At 64.4% G+C, this 16,003-nt stretch carries 16 protein-coding genes and 1 pseudogene; 12 read left to right on the forward strand and 5 right to left on the reverse strand.

Going from position 1 to position 16,003, the window contains the following annotated elements; genetic code table 11:
* Window positions 1-619 precede the first annotated feature (619 nt).
* Window positions 620-1,078: a tyrosine-type recombinase/integrase gene (locus tag ACIA5C_RS48280; protein WP_396068091.1), complete on the forward strand. Its 459-nt coding sequence runs from the start codon at window positions 620-622 to the stop codon at window positions 1,076-1,078.
* Between the two features lie 258 nt (window positions 1,079-1,336).
* A complete protein-coding gene (locus ACIA5C_RS48285) occupies window positions 1,337-1,858 on the forward strand; it encodes an AAA family ATPase (protein WP_396068093.1) in 522 nt (173 codons plus the stop codon).
* 110 nt (window positions 1,859-1,968) lie between these two features.
* Here the strand turns inward: ACIA5C_RS48285 and ACIA5C_RS48290 are convergent, their stop codons facing one another.
* The gene (locus tag ACIA5C_RS48290; protein WP_396068095.1) at window positions 1,969-2,490 is read right to left on the reverse strand and encodes a hypothetical protein; all 522 of its coding nucleotides are present in this window, start codon (window positions 2,488-2,490) and stop codon (window positions 1,969-1,971) included.
* 290 nt (window positions 2,491-2,780) lie between these two features.
* Between ACIA5C_RS48290 and ACIA5C_RS48295 the strand changes: the two genes are divergently transcribed.
* From ACIA5C_RS48295 to ACIA5C_RS48320, 6 genes and pseudogenes are all read left to right on the forward strand, one after another.
* A complete protein-coding gene (locus ACIA5C_RS48295) occupies window positions 2,781-3,125 on the forward strand; it encodes a hypothetical protein (RefSeq protein ID WP_396068097.1) in 345 nt (114 codons plus the stop codon).
* A gap of 369 nt (window positions 3,126-3,494) precedes the next feature.
* Entirely contained in the window at window positions 3,495-3,764 is a 270-nt protein-coding gene (locus tag ACIA5C_RS48300) for a hypothetical protein (RefSeq protein ID WP_396068099.1), read from the forward strand.
* Window positions 3,765-4,022: 258 nt separating this feature from the next.
* Window positions 4,023-4,205: pseudogene (locus ACIA5C_RS48305) on the forward strand (hypothetical protein); the annotation flags it as partial.
* Between the two features lie 86 nt (window positions 4,206-4,291).
* A complete protein-coding gene (locus tag ACIA5C_RS48310) occupies window positions 4,292-4,636 on the forward strand; it encodes a hypothetical protein (RefSeq protein WP_396068119.1) in 345 nt (114 codons plus the stop codon).
* 189 nt (window positions 4,637-4,825) lie between these two features.
* The gene (locus tag ACIA5C_RS48315; protein WP_396068101.1) at window positions 4,826-5,383 is read left to right on the forward strand and encodes a hypothetical protein; all 558 of its coding nucleotides are present in this window, start codon (window positions 4,826-4,828) and stop codon (window positions 5,381-5,383) included.
* Between the two features lie 42 nt (window positions 5,384-5,425).
* Window positions 5,426-6,034: a hypothetical protein gene (locus ACIA5C_RS48320; RefSeq protein WP_396068103.1), complete on the forward strand. Its 609-nt coding sequence runs from the start codon at window positions 5,426-5,428 to the stop codon at window positions 6,032-6,034.
* A 454-nt stretch (window positions 6,035-6,488) separates the two neighbouring features.
* Here ACIA5C_RS48320 and ACIA5C_RS48325 read toward each other — a convergent pair whose 3' ends face one another.
* The 4 genes from ACIA5C_RS48325 to ACIA5C_RS48340 all read right to left on the reverse strand — a co-directional run bounded on the left by ACIA5C_RS48325 (window position 6,489) and on the right by ACIA5C_RS48340 (window position 12,994).
* Window positions 6,489-6,842, reverse strand: coding sequence for an alpha/beta fold hydrolase (locus tag ACIA5C_RS48325; protein WP_396068104.1), 354 nt, complete (start codon window positions 6,840-6,842; stop codon window positions 6,489-6,491).
* A gap of 233 nt (window positions 6,843-7,075) precedes the next feature.
* Entirely contained in the window at window positions 7,076-9,706 is a 2,631-nt protein-coding gene (locus ACIA5C_RS48330; protein ID WP_396068106.1) for a tetratricopeptide repeat protein, read from the reverse strand.
* Window positions 9,707-10,124: 418 nt separating this feature from the next.
* Window positions 10,125-11,411, reverse strand: coding sequence for a hypothetical protein (locus ACIA5C_RS48335; protein ID WP_396068108.1), 1,287 nt, complete (start codon window positions 11,409-11,411; stop codon window positions 10,125-10,127).
* A gap of 26 nt (window positions 11,412-11,437) precedes the next feature.
* Window positions 11,438-12,994, reverse strand: a complete 1,557-nt coding sequence (locus ACIA5C_RS48340) for a hypothetical protein (protein WP_396068110.1) — start codon at window positions 12,992-12,994, stop codon at window positions 11,438-11,440.
* Window positions 12,995-13,895: 901 nt separating this feature from the next.
* Here ACIA5C_RS48340 and ACIA5C_RS48345 point away from each other — a divergent pair.
* The 4 genes from ACIA5C_RS48345 (at window position 13,896) to ACIA5C_RS48360 (ending at window position 15,932) form a co-directional block, all read left to right on the forward strand.
* Window positions 13,896-14,246, forward strand: a complete 351-nt coding sequence (locus ACIA5C_RS48345) for a hypothetical protein (RefSeq protein ID WP_396068112.1) — start codon at window positions 13,896-13,898, stop codon at window positions 14,244-14,246.
* Window positions 14,247-14,554: 308 nt separating this feature from the next.
* A complete protein-coding gene (locus ACIA5C_RS48350) occupies window positions 14,555-15,403 on the forward strand; it encodes an ATP-grasp domain-containing protein (protein ID WP_396068114.1) in 849 nt (282 codons plus the stop codon).
* Window positions 15,404-15,568: 165 nt separating this feature from the next.
* Window positions 15,569-15,718, forward strand: coding sequence for a hypothetical protein (locus tag ACIA5C_RS48355; RefSeq protein WP_396068116.1), 150 nt, complete (start codon window positions 15,569-15,571; stop codon window positions 15,716-15,718).
* Between the two features lie 58 nt (window positions 15,719-15,776).
* Window positions 15,777-15,932 carry a hypothetical protein gene (locus ACIA5C_RS48360; RefSeq protein ID WP_396068118.1) on the forward strand — a complete coding sequence of 52 codons (156 nt, stop codon included), beginning with the start codon at window positions 15,777-15,779 and terminating at the stop codon, window positions 15,930-15,932.
* Window positions 15,933-16,003: the final 71 nt, after the last annotated feature.

The raw sequence follows: 16,003 nt of genomic DNA on the forward strand, positions 1-16,003 counted from the left end.
TACAGCTCAGCAGACTCGACGACGGGTTACCGAGACGATCACCCGCAAGCGTCACAGTGGATCTGCGCCAGACCCCCAACCGGAAAGGTGTCTAGAGTCATCCTCTTTTGCCGCGCCGAGGGCGGTGGCGTTCGCACCGACGGTGACGCACCGTGAGGTATGACTACCTTCCCTGTTTCTGATCAAGCTGTTGTCGCGTGCGACGAGCGGGTGCTGCGTGCGGCGGTGGCCGCTTACCTGGGCCGCTACCGGGGTGAGTCCCGGGTGCATACCGGCTCTGATCTCAAGGTGTTCATCACCTGGTGTTCAGGTCAGGACCTCGACCCGCTCAACCTGGGCCGGGCCGAGATCGAACGCTACGTGCGCTGGCTGCAGGAGATCCGCTGCTACCAGCCCTCGACCGTCTCCCGCTGGCTGTCGGTCGTGGTCGGTTTCTACCGGGTCTGCGTTATCGACCAGATCCTGGCCCACTCGCCGGCCGACTACGTGCGTCGGCCACCGATGCCTACCGAGTCACCCACCCTCGGGCTCGGGCACCTGCAGTTCGAGGCCCTGCTCAGCACGGCTCGGCTGTCGGCCAACCGTAACGACTTCGCGTTGATCGCGATGTTGGGCCTGCTTGGGCTACGGATTTTCGAAGCCTGCGGCGCGAACATCGCTGATCTCGGCGAGGAACACGGCCACCGGGGTTTTGAAGGTCCGCGGCAAGGGCGGGAAGACCGTTCTGATCCCGTTGCCGCCGGCGGTGGCCCGTGCGATCGAGCACGTCATCAAGGGCCGGGAGCAGGGACCGATCCTGCGGAATACCGCTGGTCGGCGGATGGACCGGCACGCCGCGACTCGACGGCTCCGGCAGTTGTCCGAGACGGCGGGGATCAGGATGCCTCAGATGCATCCCCATATGCTGCGTCATACCTTCGTCACGACCATGCTGGACGCGGGAGTGAGCCTCCGCGATGTGCAGATCGCCGCCCGGCACGCCGACCCGAAGACCACGATGCGCTACGACCGGGCGCGCAAGAACCTCGACCGGCACCCTAACTACATCCTGGCCGCGTACATGGCCTCCGGAACCTGATCGACTACACCTGTGCAGAAGGAGAAAGTCTTTGCGGCGGACCATGGTCGGTGGTCAGGAGCGCATTGCTGGGTGAAGCGCCCCTGACCAGCCGCAGCGTACCGCCCAGCGGCGCCTATCCCCGGCAGCGGCGGTGACCCGCTCTGCGCGCGGCTCCGATCCTGCGACGCGCCGAGATGAGGACGCTAAAATCCGCTACCTAATCAGGCTGCCAGACGCGATTATGGCTAAGTGTCTGTGTGGCCAAAGCTATTTTTGATGGTCGGCCTGCCCGGCTCCGGCAAGACGACCGTGGCGAAGCAGATCGCCGCCGAGCGCCGCATCCTGCGGCTCACCCCGGACGAGTGGATGGCCCCGTTGTTCCAGGACGGCGAGGCGGACGGCCGACGCGACATCCTCGAGGGCCGAATGATTTGGACCGCACACGAGGTACTTCGAAGCGGAGCCTCCGTGGTTCTGGATTTCGGATGCTGGGCCAGCGAAGAGCGGTACGCGATCCGGTCGATCGCCGAGACCGCCGGCGCTGCTTTCGAACTGCGGTACCTCAGCCTGGCGGAGCCGGAACGGCGGGCGCGAGCCAGCCTCCGATGGCGGGAAGGCCCTGAGTCGACATTCCCGATGACGGATATGGATCACGATCGGTTCTTGGCACTGTTTCAGCCGCCGACCGCGGACGAACTCGCGGACACGCCGCTCCCGCCGGCGCCGGCCGGGTTCGAGAGTTGGCAACAGTGGGCTAGTGAACGGTGGCCGACGTTACCGCGCCTGGACCTGAAGTGAAGATTTTCTTGCTCCAGTACCCGGATTTGCCGAGAATAGTGCACGGCACAAACGGCAGGGTCGCGGTTGAGCTGCGCAATAGCCTCGTGCGCGGCGGGCGCTATACCTTCTCAATACTTCGAGCAACTCGGGAGCCTGCGGACCGCCTGAGTAATATCGTCACCGTTCGACAAAATGGCCTTATTGGAGGCGATCCACCGGTCGGCGTCAACGTTTCCTTTGGCGATCCGCAAGAACATGTAGAAATTGCCTGCGTTGTCAATAGGAATCATTCGCGTACAGTCGATTGCAGTCAGGGTGCCGCTCGCTAGGTAGTCGACCGGTTGATCTTCCACAGTCTTTGGCACAGCGTATATCTCGATGCCCCCAGGACCTGCCTCTGGATCGAGCACGACTTGTAGCGAGTGTTGCTCGCGTTTGAAAAGCCCCTGTACGAATGTCAGGTAACCGCCGCCGGCCGCAAGGACGGCCACCAATAGGGTGGCAATCGCAATCCGGCGGTCAAAGCGCTTCTTGCCATCTTCAGACTTGGACGGCGCCGCTGCAGCAGGCCCGGGAGCGGCGCTTGTCGTCGGCTCCGGAGGAGGGCTCTGTGTCCGCCCGGCTCCCTTGCTCCGCGACTTGCGTGACATAGTTCCAGAGTAGGGGGTCATGTCCTCTCGAGCTGCGGCGTTCACGCACCAGGGTGCGTGCCGCTCGCTGCGATTGTAGAGCCGGACTGCGCAACAGCCGCGAACATCTGCCGCCGAGCGTGTGCCCCGGACGGGAGCTGCCAAACGGTGTGCCGCCGACGACGATGCGTGCTCGTACCGAATTGCACGTACTCAATTCGCGCCGAGAGCGTGCCTCAAAGCTGTGCACAAAACGTTCGTTTTCTGGCCCGGCGCCTAAGTGGATCACCCCAGATGTGCAGGCTGAGGCGTTGAGGCGGCTCAAGGAAGGCACCTTCAGCGAACTCATGGCGTTGTTGCCGCTCGTGACGAAGGCGATGCGCCGGGCGCTCGCCGATCCGGAGGTCGAGCCGAAGACCCAGTTCGCCGCCGCTGCCTGGCTGGCGGAGCAACTTCTCGGCAAGGCGCGACAGCGAGTGTCGATCGATGCTTTGTCCGAGTCTCCGGAGACGCAGGCGCGCAACGCGCTGGCGTCGGCGATCGTCCTGGACGATGGTCGGCCCCAGGGTCATCTCCACCAGGTGATCGATGGCGACCTGGTGGAGTATGACGATAACGAGCGCGAGGCGGAACAGGAGACCGACATCCTGGAGTAACCGAGATCCTCTCAAGCGGCCCGGACATGCCAACCCCGGCACCGGGCCGCTTGCGCGTCTCCATGACGGGCTGAAGTCCTTTGCAGCAGTGGTTGACATCCGCTGCATCGGATACGCTCACTCGTGCGACGGGTTCACTGGATTCCAGGTTCCCGTCGTGTCGTCCGCGACGGGAAGGTCCTCGGGGCGGCGGGCGACGCTTCCGACTGGCGAAACCCAAATCGCAAGCCCACGGGCTTGTAACTCGCGAACATGTATGCCTCTGAGATCTCGCGGAGTCGGAGCGAGGGCCTCTCAGCTCAAGGAACCAGTCGAGGTGCACTGGTCGAGCTGACGTGCCCGTCTCTCGACCAGTCAGAGTCGAGAGGCATGGTTGTGACGCTGCCAGACGTTCAGCCGTTGATGCAGAATGCGCCTTGGGCTGTCGTGTTGATCATCTGTATTCCGTCGGTGGTCGTCCTGTTGATCGTGTGCATCGGCGTCTTCTCCGTGTCGAAAAGCGACCGGGTCGAAGCGATCAGGGCTTGCGCTGAGGTGGTCAAGGCCATGAAGCCCGGCAAGTCGAAGTCAATCGAAGCGAAGTCCCAAGAAGTCGCGTCGAAGCCCAAGGACTCGGACGAACTAGAGCCGTCATCGTGAACAGCCAACGGGCGTTTCGTGTATTGAGATGCGGTCACCCGTGGTGACCGCATCTCAATCAACCGGCCGAAGCTTGAGGCCGCCAAAAGAGGGATCGGACGGCCCGCATCGGGCGTGCAGATCTGACGGCCGGTCCACTAATCTGCCGCCGTCCGTGCGCGTCGACAATTCACTTTCCGTTACCGGCCGTGCGTGGCGGGGACCCCCACCGTCAGGCCCTGTCTGCGACCTGACGGCGGCCCGAATGTCTCGTGAGACATGCGCAGTCTGGAGAAGGACGGGTTCCGGACGATCATCTGGCGCAACGACGACGGGATACGCGTGCAGTCGCGCCGCGGTGTTGACCTCACCGCTTTCTTCCCTGATCTAAAGGACTCGTTGATGGCCGTGCTGCTGCCGCGGACCGTCATCGACGGCGAAATCATCGTCTGGGATCCCACCCGGGGCCGCTGCGAATTTCCCGACTTCAGCGCCGTCTCGTCGCCGGCCGAACCCTGCATCGGCACGTTCGCAGGCACCCCGCCCACTTGGTGGCATTCGACCTGCTGCGCGCTGGTCGCGGCGCCGAACTGTTGGACCAGCCGTTGTCGCGGCGACGCAGCATGCTCGAACGACTACTCGCCGGCGCCCCGACTCAGATCGCGGTATGCCCCCAGACCGCATCCCGGACGGTGACGCAGCGATTCACCGCCACGGTGGCGCCGATACCGATCAAGAGGGCAAACCGAGCGACCTTGGGCTGCGCCAATCCGTACCTCGAACAGAACAACCCGGTCAGCGCCGACGCGGGACACAAGCCGTCGATCGTCACCGGGATCATGCGTGCCGTGGTTCGATCCTCGCCGAGTTCGACGGCCAGGCCGAAGGCGTGACCGGTACGAGACAGCGAACGCGATCGTGGCTAGCGCAACGACCGCGACCGTCATCGAGAGTCGGATGAGTCGATCGCCAAGAGGCATGAACCCACCCTTGGCCCCATGCGCACCTTCGTCGCCGAACGTCGATCGAGGACGAACCTTCGGCTCTCGACCGCCACTCGCATACGTCCTTACTCTGAAAAAGTGACCGAGAAGGAAGCGCCCACAGAGCCATACACAGTGACCATTAAGAACGGCCGGGGGATACAGGTTGGCGATGCCAATACCGTTACGAACATCTTCTTCGCCGCGGCGAGCGCCGCAGCAAGCGGAGTGGCTGGCAACCTCGCCTATGACCTCTTGAAGGGGGCTGTCCGCAGACGCCTCTTCCCAGCCATCCGCCGATCCGGTACGCAAAAAAATCTGGCTGAGATCAACTACGTCGCTCCTACGGGTGCTGACCAAGAGTTGATCGACTACTCGGCCAAGATGGCGGTCGCGCTCCGGCTACAGGACTTCGGCATAAAGACGCTGGATCTGTCATCGCTGCACATCTCGTCGACCTACGCCACCAGGGGCTACGCCTGCATCGCCCAAATCTTGTCGTACGAGACGGACGACTTCGAGGCCCATGTGTACTTCCCCGACAAGGAGATCGAGGCGAAGGGGGTCAGGGTCCACTTTCCCGACGACTGGTTGCGGGCGAATGCCAGCGTCCTGATGCCGGCGACGTCGATGGACCCTCCAACGACCGACGACTGAACTCCATTGCCAGCCGCGCTCGTCGCCCCCGACACTCGAACGATGGATGAGGAAGAGCGGGCAGCGTACGCGGAGGCGCTCGGCGAGAAGCTGGAATCGTGGAACATCCGGGCCACGCTCGGCTTCGCCGGCCTCTACCTCATGACGCACGAGGCCATCAAAGAGGCCGTGATCGACGGGGTGCGGAACTTCTACCTGAACGGCTTCGACGAGAACGGCATGACGTACGACGAGGACCTCTATGCCGCCGACGTGTTGGCCCGCGACCCGAAGAAGCGCAAGATGCGGGCCTCGCTGCTTTGGCTGGTGCACTCCGGCGCCATCACCTTGGAGCAGGCTGACCGCCTCGACGACATCTACGCCCATCGCCACGAGCTGACCCATGAGCTCACGAAATACATCATGGATCCGGCCTTCAATCCGGACATGAACTTGTTCACCGACGCGATGCAGATCCTCAAGGACGTGCTGCGCTACTGGACCGAGGTCGAGTTCGCCATCGGCACGTTCGAGGACCACCCGGACGCCGGCGTTGACGACGTCACGCCGGGTCGGCTCGTCCCGCTACAGCTGGCCATCTTCGCCTACGTCGAAGGGCTCGACCACGAGGTGGAACGACAGAAGGCGCAGGAGAGTCCAGACCCGAGCTGACTTCCCCCGCTTGCGTGGCGTCCGTACGATGGAACCCATGCAGACGCGACGAAGTGGCTGAGCAGGAGCAACCTCAACACGAACCACCTCAGCCCGAGGCGGCTTGTTGCCTCCACTGCCACAGATTGCTGCACCACCTGACACACCCGCAGTCCAAGAGACTCCCGCTGTGCCAACACGACTTTTTTCTCGCGACATGTTGCGCGCTGTGATCACCGCAGCCATTACTGCACTTGTTACCGAGCTGATTAGCCACATCGACAAGATCACGATCGTCATCGGTTAACCCGTCAGGGGCGTGCGGCCAAGTAACTGCATTGGAGCCGCACGCCCACTCCGGGACGACTCACCACGGGAGCCTCCCGGTAGCCCAGTTGGCTTCGTCGCGAGTTTGGGGCTCTGGCGCGGAAAGCGTGATGGATCTTGAGATCCATATTCTGCGATGCTCGCGTGGCTATGACGGCGCCAGCAACCGGCGGATAGCGGCCAGCCATTGGGTCGGATTGTCGAAATGTGCCATGTTGGCTGCGTCCGGTATTTCGGCGAGTGTGCTGGCCGGCAGTGCGGCGTGCAGGCGTCGGGCGGTTCCGATAGGGAAGCTCATCTCCTTTGCGCCGTGCAGGATCAACACCGGCCGGCCCCAGTCAAATAGCAGCTCGGGGGCGTTCTCGGGGCCGCCTGGCAGCAAGGTTCCACTGGCGTATGGTCGGTTGTAGTCACTGGTGAACCGGACTCGGTTGACGATCTGTCGCCAGGCGTCGAGGCGGTTGAGGTGCCACACTTGCAAGGGCGCGTCGGCGTGGGCCATCGCCTTGCTCAATGCGCCGTCTGGTGCTGTCGGACCGGCCAGGAGCGGGTCGTCGAAAGTGATGTCGGGAGATCTTGACCGGCGGGCGGCGTCGACGGTTACTCAGGAGCCCGCTCACACTGCGTGCAAGCGATCATGAAGCCACTCGGAGCGCGGGTGCGCGGATCTGCCGAGATGAATACGCTCTCACACCAACCTGGTGCGGGCGCTTGGTTCACTTCGCCAGCATGAGACTACGGTTCAAGCTCGTTAAGCAGGCCGTTCACGATTCGCGCTCGCTCAAGGTCGACCTCCGAATAGATGCCGAGAGCTTCCCGCCAGAACTCTCGTGCTGCCGCGGCATTTTCGGAACTTCGCTCTAAATTGGCCAATTGATCCGCGGTCCGAGCTACACCCCACCGGTCGCCGATCAGGCGACGCCTCTCGAGTGCCTGCTCAAAGAGCGATCTAGCCTCTTGCATCCGACCCTGTTCCCGTTTCACCGTGGCAATGTTGTGCAGTGTCCAGGCTTCTCCGTAGCGATCGTTGACCTGCCGCCGCAGACTCAGTGAGGTCTCATAGGCCGCAAGCGCATCTCTGTGCCGACCTTGCGCTTGGAACGCTTCTCCCAGGTCGTTGTAGGTCCAGCCTTCACCGTAGCGGTGGTCGTGAATTCGACGAAGCGGCAGCGCGGCTTGGTACGAACTGATCGCGGCGTCGTAGTCGCCAAGCTGGGCGTAGGCTTCGCCGATGTTGGTCAGGAAGCAACCCTTGCTCCAAGTGTCGCCACCATCATCAGCAATTCGTATCGCCTCTCGATAGAGGTCGAGCGCCTCCTCATGATCGCCAAGTCCGCGTACCGTCTCGGCGAGATTGTTGACGAGCCAGGAGATGCTCCAGTCGTCGATTTGGTCGCGAAGTGATAGTGCCTCACGAAAGTAGGTGACCGCTTCCGCTAGACGGTGTTGGTGGCGATGAGCGCTAGCGAGCCCGTTGAGAGACTGAAACAGCGCCTCGGGATCACCCAGCTTCTGGCCGGCAAGGACTCCTAACTGGCTGAGATGAACCCATTCTTCGAAGCTTTTCCTTAGGTAGAAATAATTCCAAAGAACTACGCCGAACCGCCAGGTCATTTCGTGCCTCTGCCGCGCTGCGATCCGCGCTGCGACGTCACCGATGTTGCTGAGTTCCCCGTCGCACCATTCGATCGCTTCCGCACGGGTGGAAAAGGCAAGAGTGCCGTCCGGTCTTTCGATGTGATCGAGCGAGATTCGTCGGCGTTGCGGTGCGATGAGGACGTCGGCTGCGTTCGCGCTGTGCAGGTACCACATCGCGATGCGATCCTCTGTAGAGCTGCGGTCCGACAGATCCATGTCAATCCTCGCCTTCTCGTCTGCGAAGTTGCTGATCAAGTCGTGCAGACGGTACCTTCCATCCGCGACCTCGCTGAGCAAACTGGCCGAACTCAGCTGTCGTAGGCTCCGTCGAGCGTTGGCAACTTTGACGCCTGCTGCTGCAGCCGCCGCCGAACTGCTGATCTCTGGACCGGGATGTAGCCCGATGGCTCGTAGCATCGCGGCCGCATGCACAGACAACTTCCCGTATGACCAGTTCAAGGACTGCCTTGCACCCTCCGGGCTGTTGCCGTCTTGATCCAGAGAGTCCAGCGTGGGCGTGTCGGACAACTCGTCGTTAATCGAGCGAAAAGTCATCGTTGGGTTAGATGCCAGCAGCGTTCCGTAGGTTCGCAGTGCCAAGGGCAGGCCATGTGCTCTCCGGGCCAGCTCGGACGCCGCCTCTGTTTCGACTATCACGCGGTCGTGTCCCACGATCTTCTCGAGAAAAGTCATGGCCGCCGACAGATCAAAGGGTTCAATATTGACTCTGACGGCGTTTTCGTTAACGACCAGAGCGGATAGGTGCAGCCGGCTTGTCACGACCGTGAAAGATTGACGTGACGCAGGTAGTAAATGCTCGATCTGCGCGTACGAGGCCGAATTGTCCAATACTACAAGCATCCGTGAATCCGAAACGATCGATCGATAGAGGGCGGCTCGCGCGTGAAGGTTCTGGGGGATGCCCGCAGGTGCCACCCCGAGCGCCGTCAAGAAGTCGTGCAGAACCCGGCTCGGTCCGGAGGGCCGTCCACTACCAAAGCCATTGAGATTGATGTACAGCTGACCGTCAGGAAATAGGGTGGTCCGCCCACAGGACCAATGCACGGCCAGTGAGGTCTTCCCAACTGAGGGCATACCCGAAAGAAGGCAGACACCGGGCTGTTTCTGATCCGCCGCCTCAGCTGCGATCTGATCGAGTTCTGACATCTCGGCAGCTCGGCCGGTAAATTTGTCTGGATTGCGCGGGAGTTGGTTCGGCGCCGTCGCGACCGGGGATTGGCTCGATGGCTGTCCGGCGGCCTCGTCCCGTCCCGCATGCGATCGTCCGAGGAGATCGAGGCCCTGCAGCTTGGCGAGGATCAAGCTTGCAAGTTGTTCGGGAGATCGGCCAGATGCGCGAACTGACACTAAGTCCGAAATCAGCCCTGGCAGAGGCGTGTCGTCAAATCGGACGGGAAGTACGTACTCGCGTTTTTGCCGGACCGCCTCAGCTAGGGCGGCGCGCCGCTCCAGGCGAGTCCAGTCGCTTCGCGCGTAGCTCGCCGATACAAAGACGATCACCACAGCTGCCTGTCGCATGTAGATGTCAGGTAGGACTTCGGCTAGATGCTGACCCCAGAGAGCGACTTCTTCGTCAGCGTCGTAGAAGCAGCTGATGCCCTGTGACTTCAGCGCACGAGCGACGTTCTCCACGTAGTTCCGGTCACCGCCAGCGAATGAAAGCGCAACGTCGTACCGCCATGGGCGACCCGACGGCAAACTGTTCATAAACGCAGTGTGACACGTTGACTCTCTACGGTCACGATGATGTACCCGTGGAGTGGGGGCTCCCCACTATGTGCGACAAGAGCGTGCACAGCGGTGCCGGTCAACGTCGTCCAAGCGCGTCGTCGTGCCGGCACACTCATTTGCCGCAGATAGCGCTCGGCAAAGGCGACTCGCCGGCGCACTGGCAGCGGAAGATACGGGAACCTGGCCCGACTCGAACGGTGCCGCCATCCTTGGGTTCAGTGACGCGCGCTTACCCGGCATCGCGCGCGTTGGGCAGGTCTGCTCGGCGATCGTACGGCGACCGACGTCGTCAGCCGACTGGATATTCGGTGCGCGTCGCGCCGCTGCCGCGCTTAGTGCAAGATCACGCGCGCTATTCTGCCGCCGACCGAGCGCGGGGGTCGCGTCGAGGACGTCACGCGGCGTGGGCGGTGTGGCGGATTCGGTCGGCGCAGGTGGTGTTGATGTTGGGCCAGGGCTGTCTGAGGGTGTTGGGTGCTGCTTCGGTCGCAGGTTGCCCGGTGTCGGCGACTTGGTGGAAGAAGTTGAGCGTGTTGGTTCGCCCGTATTGGTGTATGAGGCAGCTGACGCTGAGGAAGGCGGTGCCGTAGCGGGCGGTGACGTCACGATCGGATGCCGTCACGGCGGGTTCGTCGACGTTGATGTCGCCTTTCCAAGTGCCGCGTACGAAGTTTCCGACCGCTGCGCGGTTGGTGGCGCCGGCGTAGGACGAGAAAGGTGCGCCTTCGTAGGCGATGTACTCGGCAAGTCCCTCTCTGAGCCACCAACTGTCGACCTTGCCGGCGGTTGCGGTTTCCTCGGCCAGGGTGGCGATGTGGCCCATCTCGTGGCGTAGTAGTGAAGTCAGTTCGCCGGGGCGCAGTGTGGGCATGCGGAGGATGACGGATTCTTGGGCGGGGGTTGCCATGCCGGCGACCCATGGGCTTTCGCCGGCGGTCGGCCAGGTTGCCCAGTCGTGGCTGTCGGCCAGGTAGATGATGTATCGGCCGGGCCGGGTGGTGGCGTATGTGTCGGTTACCTTGGCCGCGGCCTGGGCAGCGGCCAGGACTCTCGGTATCTGGCTGTCGTAGGCGGTTGTTGCAGCGACCACGACGCGGGAGCCTGTCGTGGCGCGCAATACCGAGGTCATCCAGGGTGGCGGCACTTCGAAAGCAGCGTCAGAGATGTCGCTGAGTACGGGATGGGCGGGATCGTCGAAATTCCAGACGCTGCGCAGGTGGATGCTCGACGGCCGGGCGCACGTTGTGGCGAAGCAATAGGTGACGTTCAGAGATGTGTTCCAGTGGCCTCGGTCGGCGATGACGTCACCGGCCGCCGCGTTCCATGTCGTGACGCCCATCGCGGGTAGCGACGTGAAGCGGTCGGCCAGCCAGGTCTTGACCTGCCAGGCGGACCGGTCAGCGGTAGAGAGAAATCTTGCCCGGTTTCCGGCCAGGAGGGCGGCGGACTGCCCGGCGAGGACCGTATTGATCGCATTCTGCCGCTGCTGCTGGGCGGACAGGCTCGCGTGGATGACGTTCGTTTGGGCTTGGCGTGACTGGCCTTCCGATGGTGAGTCGGCGGGTGGGGCGATGCTGTGCTCGTAGAGCGTGTATCCGGTACCGCAGAGCGCGATCGCGAGGATGAGCGGAAGGCTGATGAGCCAGAGTCGCTTGCGGGGCGCGGCCTTCGACGGCGGCATGTGTCAGGTGTCCCTTCGCGCGGGGGTCAGCGGCCGGTCAGGGTGTGCTGGGCCGACCAGACCTTGCTGGGGGACAGGCCCACTTGTTTGAGCAGGGGGTTGAGGAATGTTTCGGTGTCGCTGAGGGCTTCGCCGTTGTTGGTCAGGGCGATGTAGAGGTTGACTGCTTTCTGCTGGCCGCCGGTGTGATCCGCGGCGAGGAAAATCGATGAACTGAGGTCGTAGTTGAACGTGCCTCGCTCGGCGTCGCCGTCGTAGAAGCCTTTCGATGCCGGGAAGGGGCCTGGTAGCCGGTAGGTGGATCGTTTTTGGCGGACCAGGCGCATCGCCTGGTCGGCGTAGGACGGGTTGTCGAGGTACTCGACGTAGCGGGCGAAACCTTCGATCGCCCAGGTCGGCTGGTTGACGACGGACGGGCCGTTGTTGGCGGTGGCGAAGTCGAGGTTTTCGGTCTGGATGAGATTCGGTCCGTTGGCGTGTGCCATCTCATGTGCCAGCGTCTGTTCCACCTCGCGGGTGCCGTGGATCGGAGTCATGTCCAGCACGATGCGGGCTCCGGCGCCCCGTTCGAGGTATTGCGGCTCGTATACCGGCTTGTTCAGGCTTTTCAAGTCCGGCTGGGCGAACCGGTTCCGGCCATCCGCCTCGACCATCCGGGGAAATGTCGTGACGCCGATCACCGCGCCGGGCAGGCTGCTGCCTGTCGGGCGCAGCCAGTGAGGGAACTGCTGGCGGTCGGCGAGGAACACCACGAAGCCCGGCACCCCGCGCCGCTTGGCCCACAGGGCCCGGACGATCGCGGCTGCTTTGCGGGCGGCGGGAAGGTAGCTCGCGGGATTCCACCGGCCGGCTGCAGGGGCGAGGATCGTGATGCCGTCGGCGGTGGCCGAGCGCAACGCGACGTCGTTCCACGGCGGATTCGGGACCGCCGTGGACGCGGCGTACTGATAGGTGCTCGGCCCGACCGCGGTGAGCAGTAGCCGTCCGCTGTCGGAGGCGAAGGTCCAGTCGGAGACGGTTTGCGACCGCTCGAGGTCAGCGCGCAGTCGCATGACCTCACCGACGCTGGCGTGCCCGGTGGTCGCCGCGAGCACAGAGTAGGAGACCAGCCGGTAGGAAGTGAGGCCGAGCTGGCGCAGGTTGGCGAACCGCACCTTCTCCCGCGCGATCAGGCCATTGGCGTTCGGGTCGATGTCGGCCAGCCACCCGGCTTCATCGCCGGCCAGCAGGGCTTGCGAGCGGCGCTGCAGCAGAGCGGCAACCGGGTCCTGATCCGGTCCGGCTGCGGAGATAGTCGTGCCGGCGCCGGTTGCAGCGGCCGTCGTGGGCGGCGTGTCGGAACCGGATCGCTCGACCGCGACCGCGATGACGGCGGCGGCCAGCGCTGCGACAACGGCGGCCGCCGCGATCCTGACCGGTGTCCGTACCCGCCGGGCGGCGGCTATCGGGGACAGATCAGTCCCATGGTCTGTGCTCTGCGGCCCGGCGAACGTTCTGTCGCGGATCCGCGATGGCGGCGCCGCGGGATTGGCGGGCGCGGTGTGGTCTTCGGGGCCTGGTCGCATCCATTGGCCGTCGGTCATGGGTCGTTTCCCCGCTGTCGTTGGAGTGGACGCACGGATCTACGAAGCAGCGGCCTGTTTCGATCTGTCAGCTTTCCGGCCGTGCCAGGCAGTCCAGTTCGGGTTACCAAGCCCGCGGCCGGTCGCCACGGAATTTGGCCTGCACTGCTGTTCCAATGGCGAAAGCGGAGTGCGGACAGGCCCCGGCACCCTTTCACCCGGCCCGTCACATCGGTGACTGACCAGGCCATTGCGCATACTTCGACTGGCGACCAAGACGTTTGAACCCGAGGTCATGGGACACCACGGCCTCCGGCTGCGGATACCTATCGCTTCCCCACCCGATGTGCGTCGCCTGCCCACCCGCGCTGCTGGGCGCCACCTCTTCAGGCCCGAGGATCTGACCGCCCGGTCCGCGATGTCCGTGCCCAACGTCAGAGTCACGCAGACACAGGCCGCCGTTCTCTCGGTGCCCTTTCCCGGTGCGTGCGGGCTCATCACCACGGTGATCCCGGCCGCCTTGGCGAGCTGGCGCAGCAGCCGCCAGACGGCATGGCGATCGAGCCGGCTGCCAGACTCGAGTAACAAACAACCGCCACCGCGTGTGGGGTACCGGCACCGCCGAGCAGTACGGGCAGCCAGTAGCCGGCGAAATCTTCGCAGCTGCCCGGGTAGGTGTCCAGGCGCCCGACGACGGGCGCGGGCAGCGGTGGCGGACCGCAAAATCCTGGGCTGCCGCCCTCGCCACGTTCTCCTCAGGTGTCGGCCGGCGTCGATGTGCAGGGTTGTGGCGGCCCAGCGGATCACATGTTCGACATCGAGTTGCACCGGCCTTCGGCGAGGTGGCACGGTGGCTATTCAGAGACCGAGAGGCGACTCAGTGGCCAGGGCAGGCAGCCGGACGCATCCGGGCGGGTTCGGCATGCTCTTGCTCACCGGCGCGTGTCTGATCTTGGGCGGGACGGCCATGCTGGTCACGGCCGTTGACCGTGAGGCCCGTGACGCCGGCCTGTTCGGCGCCACGACACCCGTGGTGCTGGGCGTCGCGATGGTCGTCGTACTGGCTGCCGCAGTCGCGACGTTCGTCGGTCGTGGCCTGCCGGCGGCTGGTACCGGCCTTATCCTCGTGGCGGTCGTGTTCGCGGTGATCGGGATCGGGTTGCTCATCCACGGCCCATCATCGATCACCACCGGGATGTTCCTGCTGCCAGCGGTGATCACCACCTTGGCACTCGCCCGGATCGCCCTGGCCGCCGGCTCCGATGGAAGGTGACGAGGTGACCCCAGGCCTGGACCCGCCAGCTGCCCGGCTGCCGACTGAAGCGGCGGAGCTCAGCCGGACCGCAGCGGGTCTCCACGCGGCCGGTGTAGCCGTGCCGGTGCCGGGAACGGACGGCAGCGGCCAGGTCGAGATGCGCCTGGCGTCGGACGGACGTCCCCAGCAGGTCCATGTCAGCGCAGGGTGGCTCCATCACCTCGACCCTTCCCGTCGGCGGTCGTCGATCGGCATTACCTAGGGGCAGCGTGCGGCGCCCGGGAAATCGGCTGACGGACACGAGCCGGGCCGGGGACAATGCCGCCATGCTGGTGTTGTTCCCCTCGGATGTCCTGCGCCCACGACGGATGGACGAGCACTTCGCCGCCGAGGCCGACGCCGCTCGCGCGGCCGGCCACCGCGTGGCGCTGGTTGACCACGACGCGCTCAGCCGGGGCGCTACCGACCAGGCGCTCGAGCGTGTCCCCGCCGACGGCGCCACGGCGGTCTACCGCGGCTGGATGCTCGACAGCGCAAGCTATGCCCTGTTCGCCGACGGGTTGGCCGGTCGCGATATCCGGCTGCGTACCAGCGCCGAGCAGTACCGGCGGGGACACGAGCTGCCAGGGTGGTATCCGAAGCTGGCGGCGTGCACGCCCGCCTCCGTCTGGACGGCCGGGACTGATCGAGCCGCGTTCGATGCGGCCCGCGCCGAGCTGGGTATGGGTCCGGCCGTGCTGCGCGACTACACCAAATCGATGAAGCATCACTGGCACGAGGCGGCCTACGTTCCCGAGCTGGCCGACGGCGAGGCAGCGTGGTCGATCGCCGAACGCTTCCGCGAGTTGCGGGGCGAGCACCTGGCCGGCGGGTTCGTTCTGCGCCGCTTCGAGCACCTCACCAGCGCAGAAACACGCACCTGGTGGGTCGATGGAGTCTGCCGGCTGGCCACCGCGCACCCCGACACCCCCGACCACACGCCGGTCCTGGCGGTCGAGACTGTGCCCGGCCTCGCGGACGCCATCGCTGGGCTCGGTCTGCCGTTCGTGACGGCCGATCTTGTCCAGCGCGTCGACGGGACGTGGCGGGTGGTGGAACTTGGTGACGGACAAGTCAGTGATCGGCCCGCAACGACGACCGCCGAATCGCTGATGGCGATCATGCTCGATAGTTGAAGCACGAAACTGATCTGACAGCGTGGCCGCTGCGCGACCGCCACCGCACAAGGCCCTCGAGGACGACTGCGTTGACCTTCCCGCAGGGCGGCCGACAACGTGGTCCGATGCATACACCGCTATGGATGAGTGACACCCTTCGCGTTGAGGCCGAACGATCCGGCGGTGACAGCGGACCGGTACCGTCGAGCGGTACCGTTCCTGGTTCGGCTCCGTCCCAACGCCGCGTACCTGGCCCTGATCGCGGCGGGCATCGCGATGATTATCTACGGCATCGCTCTCGACGGTGTCCTGCGGTTGGTGCTCCCTTATTAGCGGCGTCCTGTTCGTGGCACTCATCGGCGGCCCAGTGCTGGTGAGCACGGTAGGCCGAGTGCCGGTGCTGGCCGTGGACGGCGTCGGCGTGCGGCTGCCGCTGATGGGTGTCCGCCTCTCCTGGCCCGAGATCGCCGCCGTACGACAAGGATCCGGACCCACCCGGCCGGCTCTGTTGATCATCCCGAACGAGCCTGTCAAGATTTTTGTGTAAGTGATCTTGTGGTTTGTTAGTTGATGTAGGGGCCGATGCGGTCGGGGTAGTGCAGGGCCAGGGCTCCGAGG

The organism is Actinoplanes sp. NPDC051343, assembly GCF_044455125.1.
In the GTDB taxonomy this organism is placed as follows: Bacteria; Actinomycetota; Actinomycetes; order Mycobacteriales; family Micromonosporaceae; genus Actinoplanes.

What these genes read in the sequence shown, in the direction of transcription:
- ACIA5C_RS48285 (WP_396068093.1), top strand. Translation starts at nt 1,337, where the DNA reads ATGGTCGGCCTGCCCGGCTCCGGCAAGACGACCGTGGCGAAGCAGATC.
- ACIA5C_RS48290 (WP_396068095.1), bottom strand. Translation starts at nt 2,490, where the DNA reads ATGTCACGCAAGTCGCGGAGCAAGGGAGCCGGGCGGACACAGAGCCCT.
- ACIA5C_RS48300 (WP_396068099.1), top strand. Translation starts at nt 3,495, where the DNA reads ATGGTTGTGACGCTGCCAGACGTTCAGCCGTTGATGCAGAATGCGCCT.
- ACIA5C_RS48320 (WP_396068103.1), top strand. Translation starts at nt 5,426, where the DNA reads ATGGATGAGGAAGAGCGGGCAGCGTACGCGGAGGCGCTCGGCGAGAAG.
- ACIA5C_RS48325 (WP_396068104.1), bottom strand. Translation starts at nt 6,842, where the DNA reads ATGGCCCACGCCGACGCGCCCTTGCAAGTGTGGCACCTCAACCGCCTC.
- ACIA5C_RS48330 (WP_396068106.1), bottom strand. Translation starts at nt 9,706, where the DNA reads ATGAACAGTTTGCCGTCGGGTCGCCCATGGCGGTACGACGTTGCGCTT.
- ACIA5C_RS48335 (WP_396068108.1), bottom strand. Translation starts at nt 11,411, where the DNA reads ATGCCGCCGTCGAAGGCCGCGCCCCGCAAGCGACTCTGGCTCATCAGC.
- ACIA5C_RS48340 (WP_396068110.1), bottom strand. Translation starts at nt 12,994, where the DNA reads ATGACCGACGGCCAATGGATGCGACCAGGCCCCGAAGACCACACCGCG.
- ACIA5C_RS48345 (WP_396068112.1), top strand. Translation starts at nt 13,896, where the DNA reads ATGCTCTTGCTCACCGGCGCGTGTCTGATCTTGGGCGGGACGGCCATG.
- ACIA5C_RS48350 (WP_396068114.1), top strand. Translation starts at nt 14,555, where the DNA reads ATGCTGGTGTTGTTCCCCTCGGATGTCCTGCGCCCACGACGGATGGAC.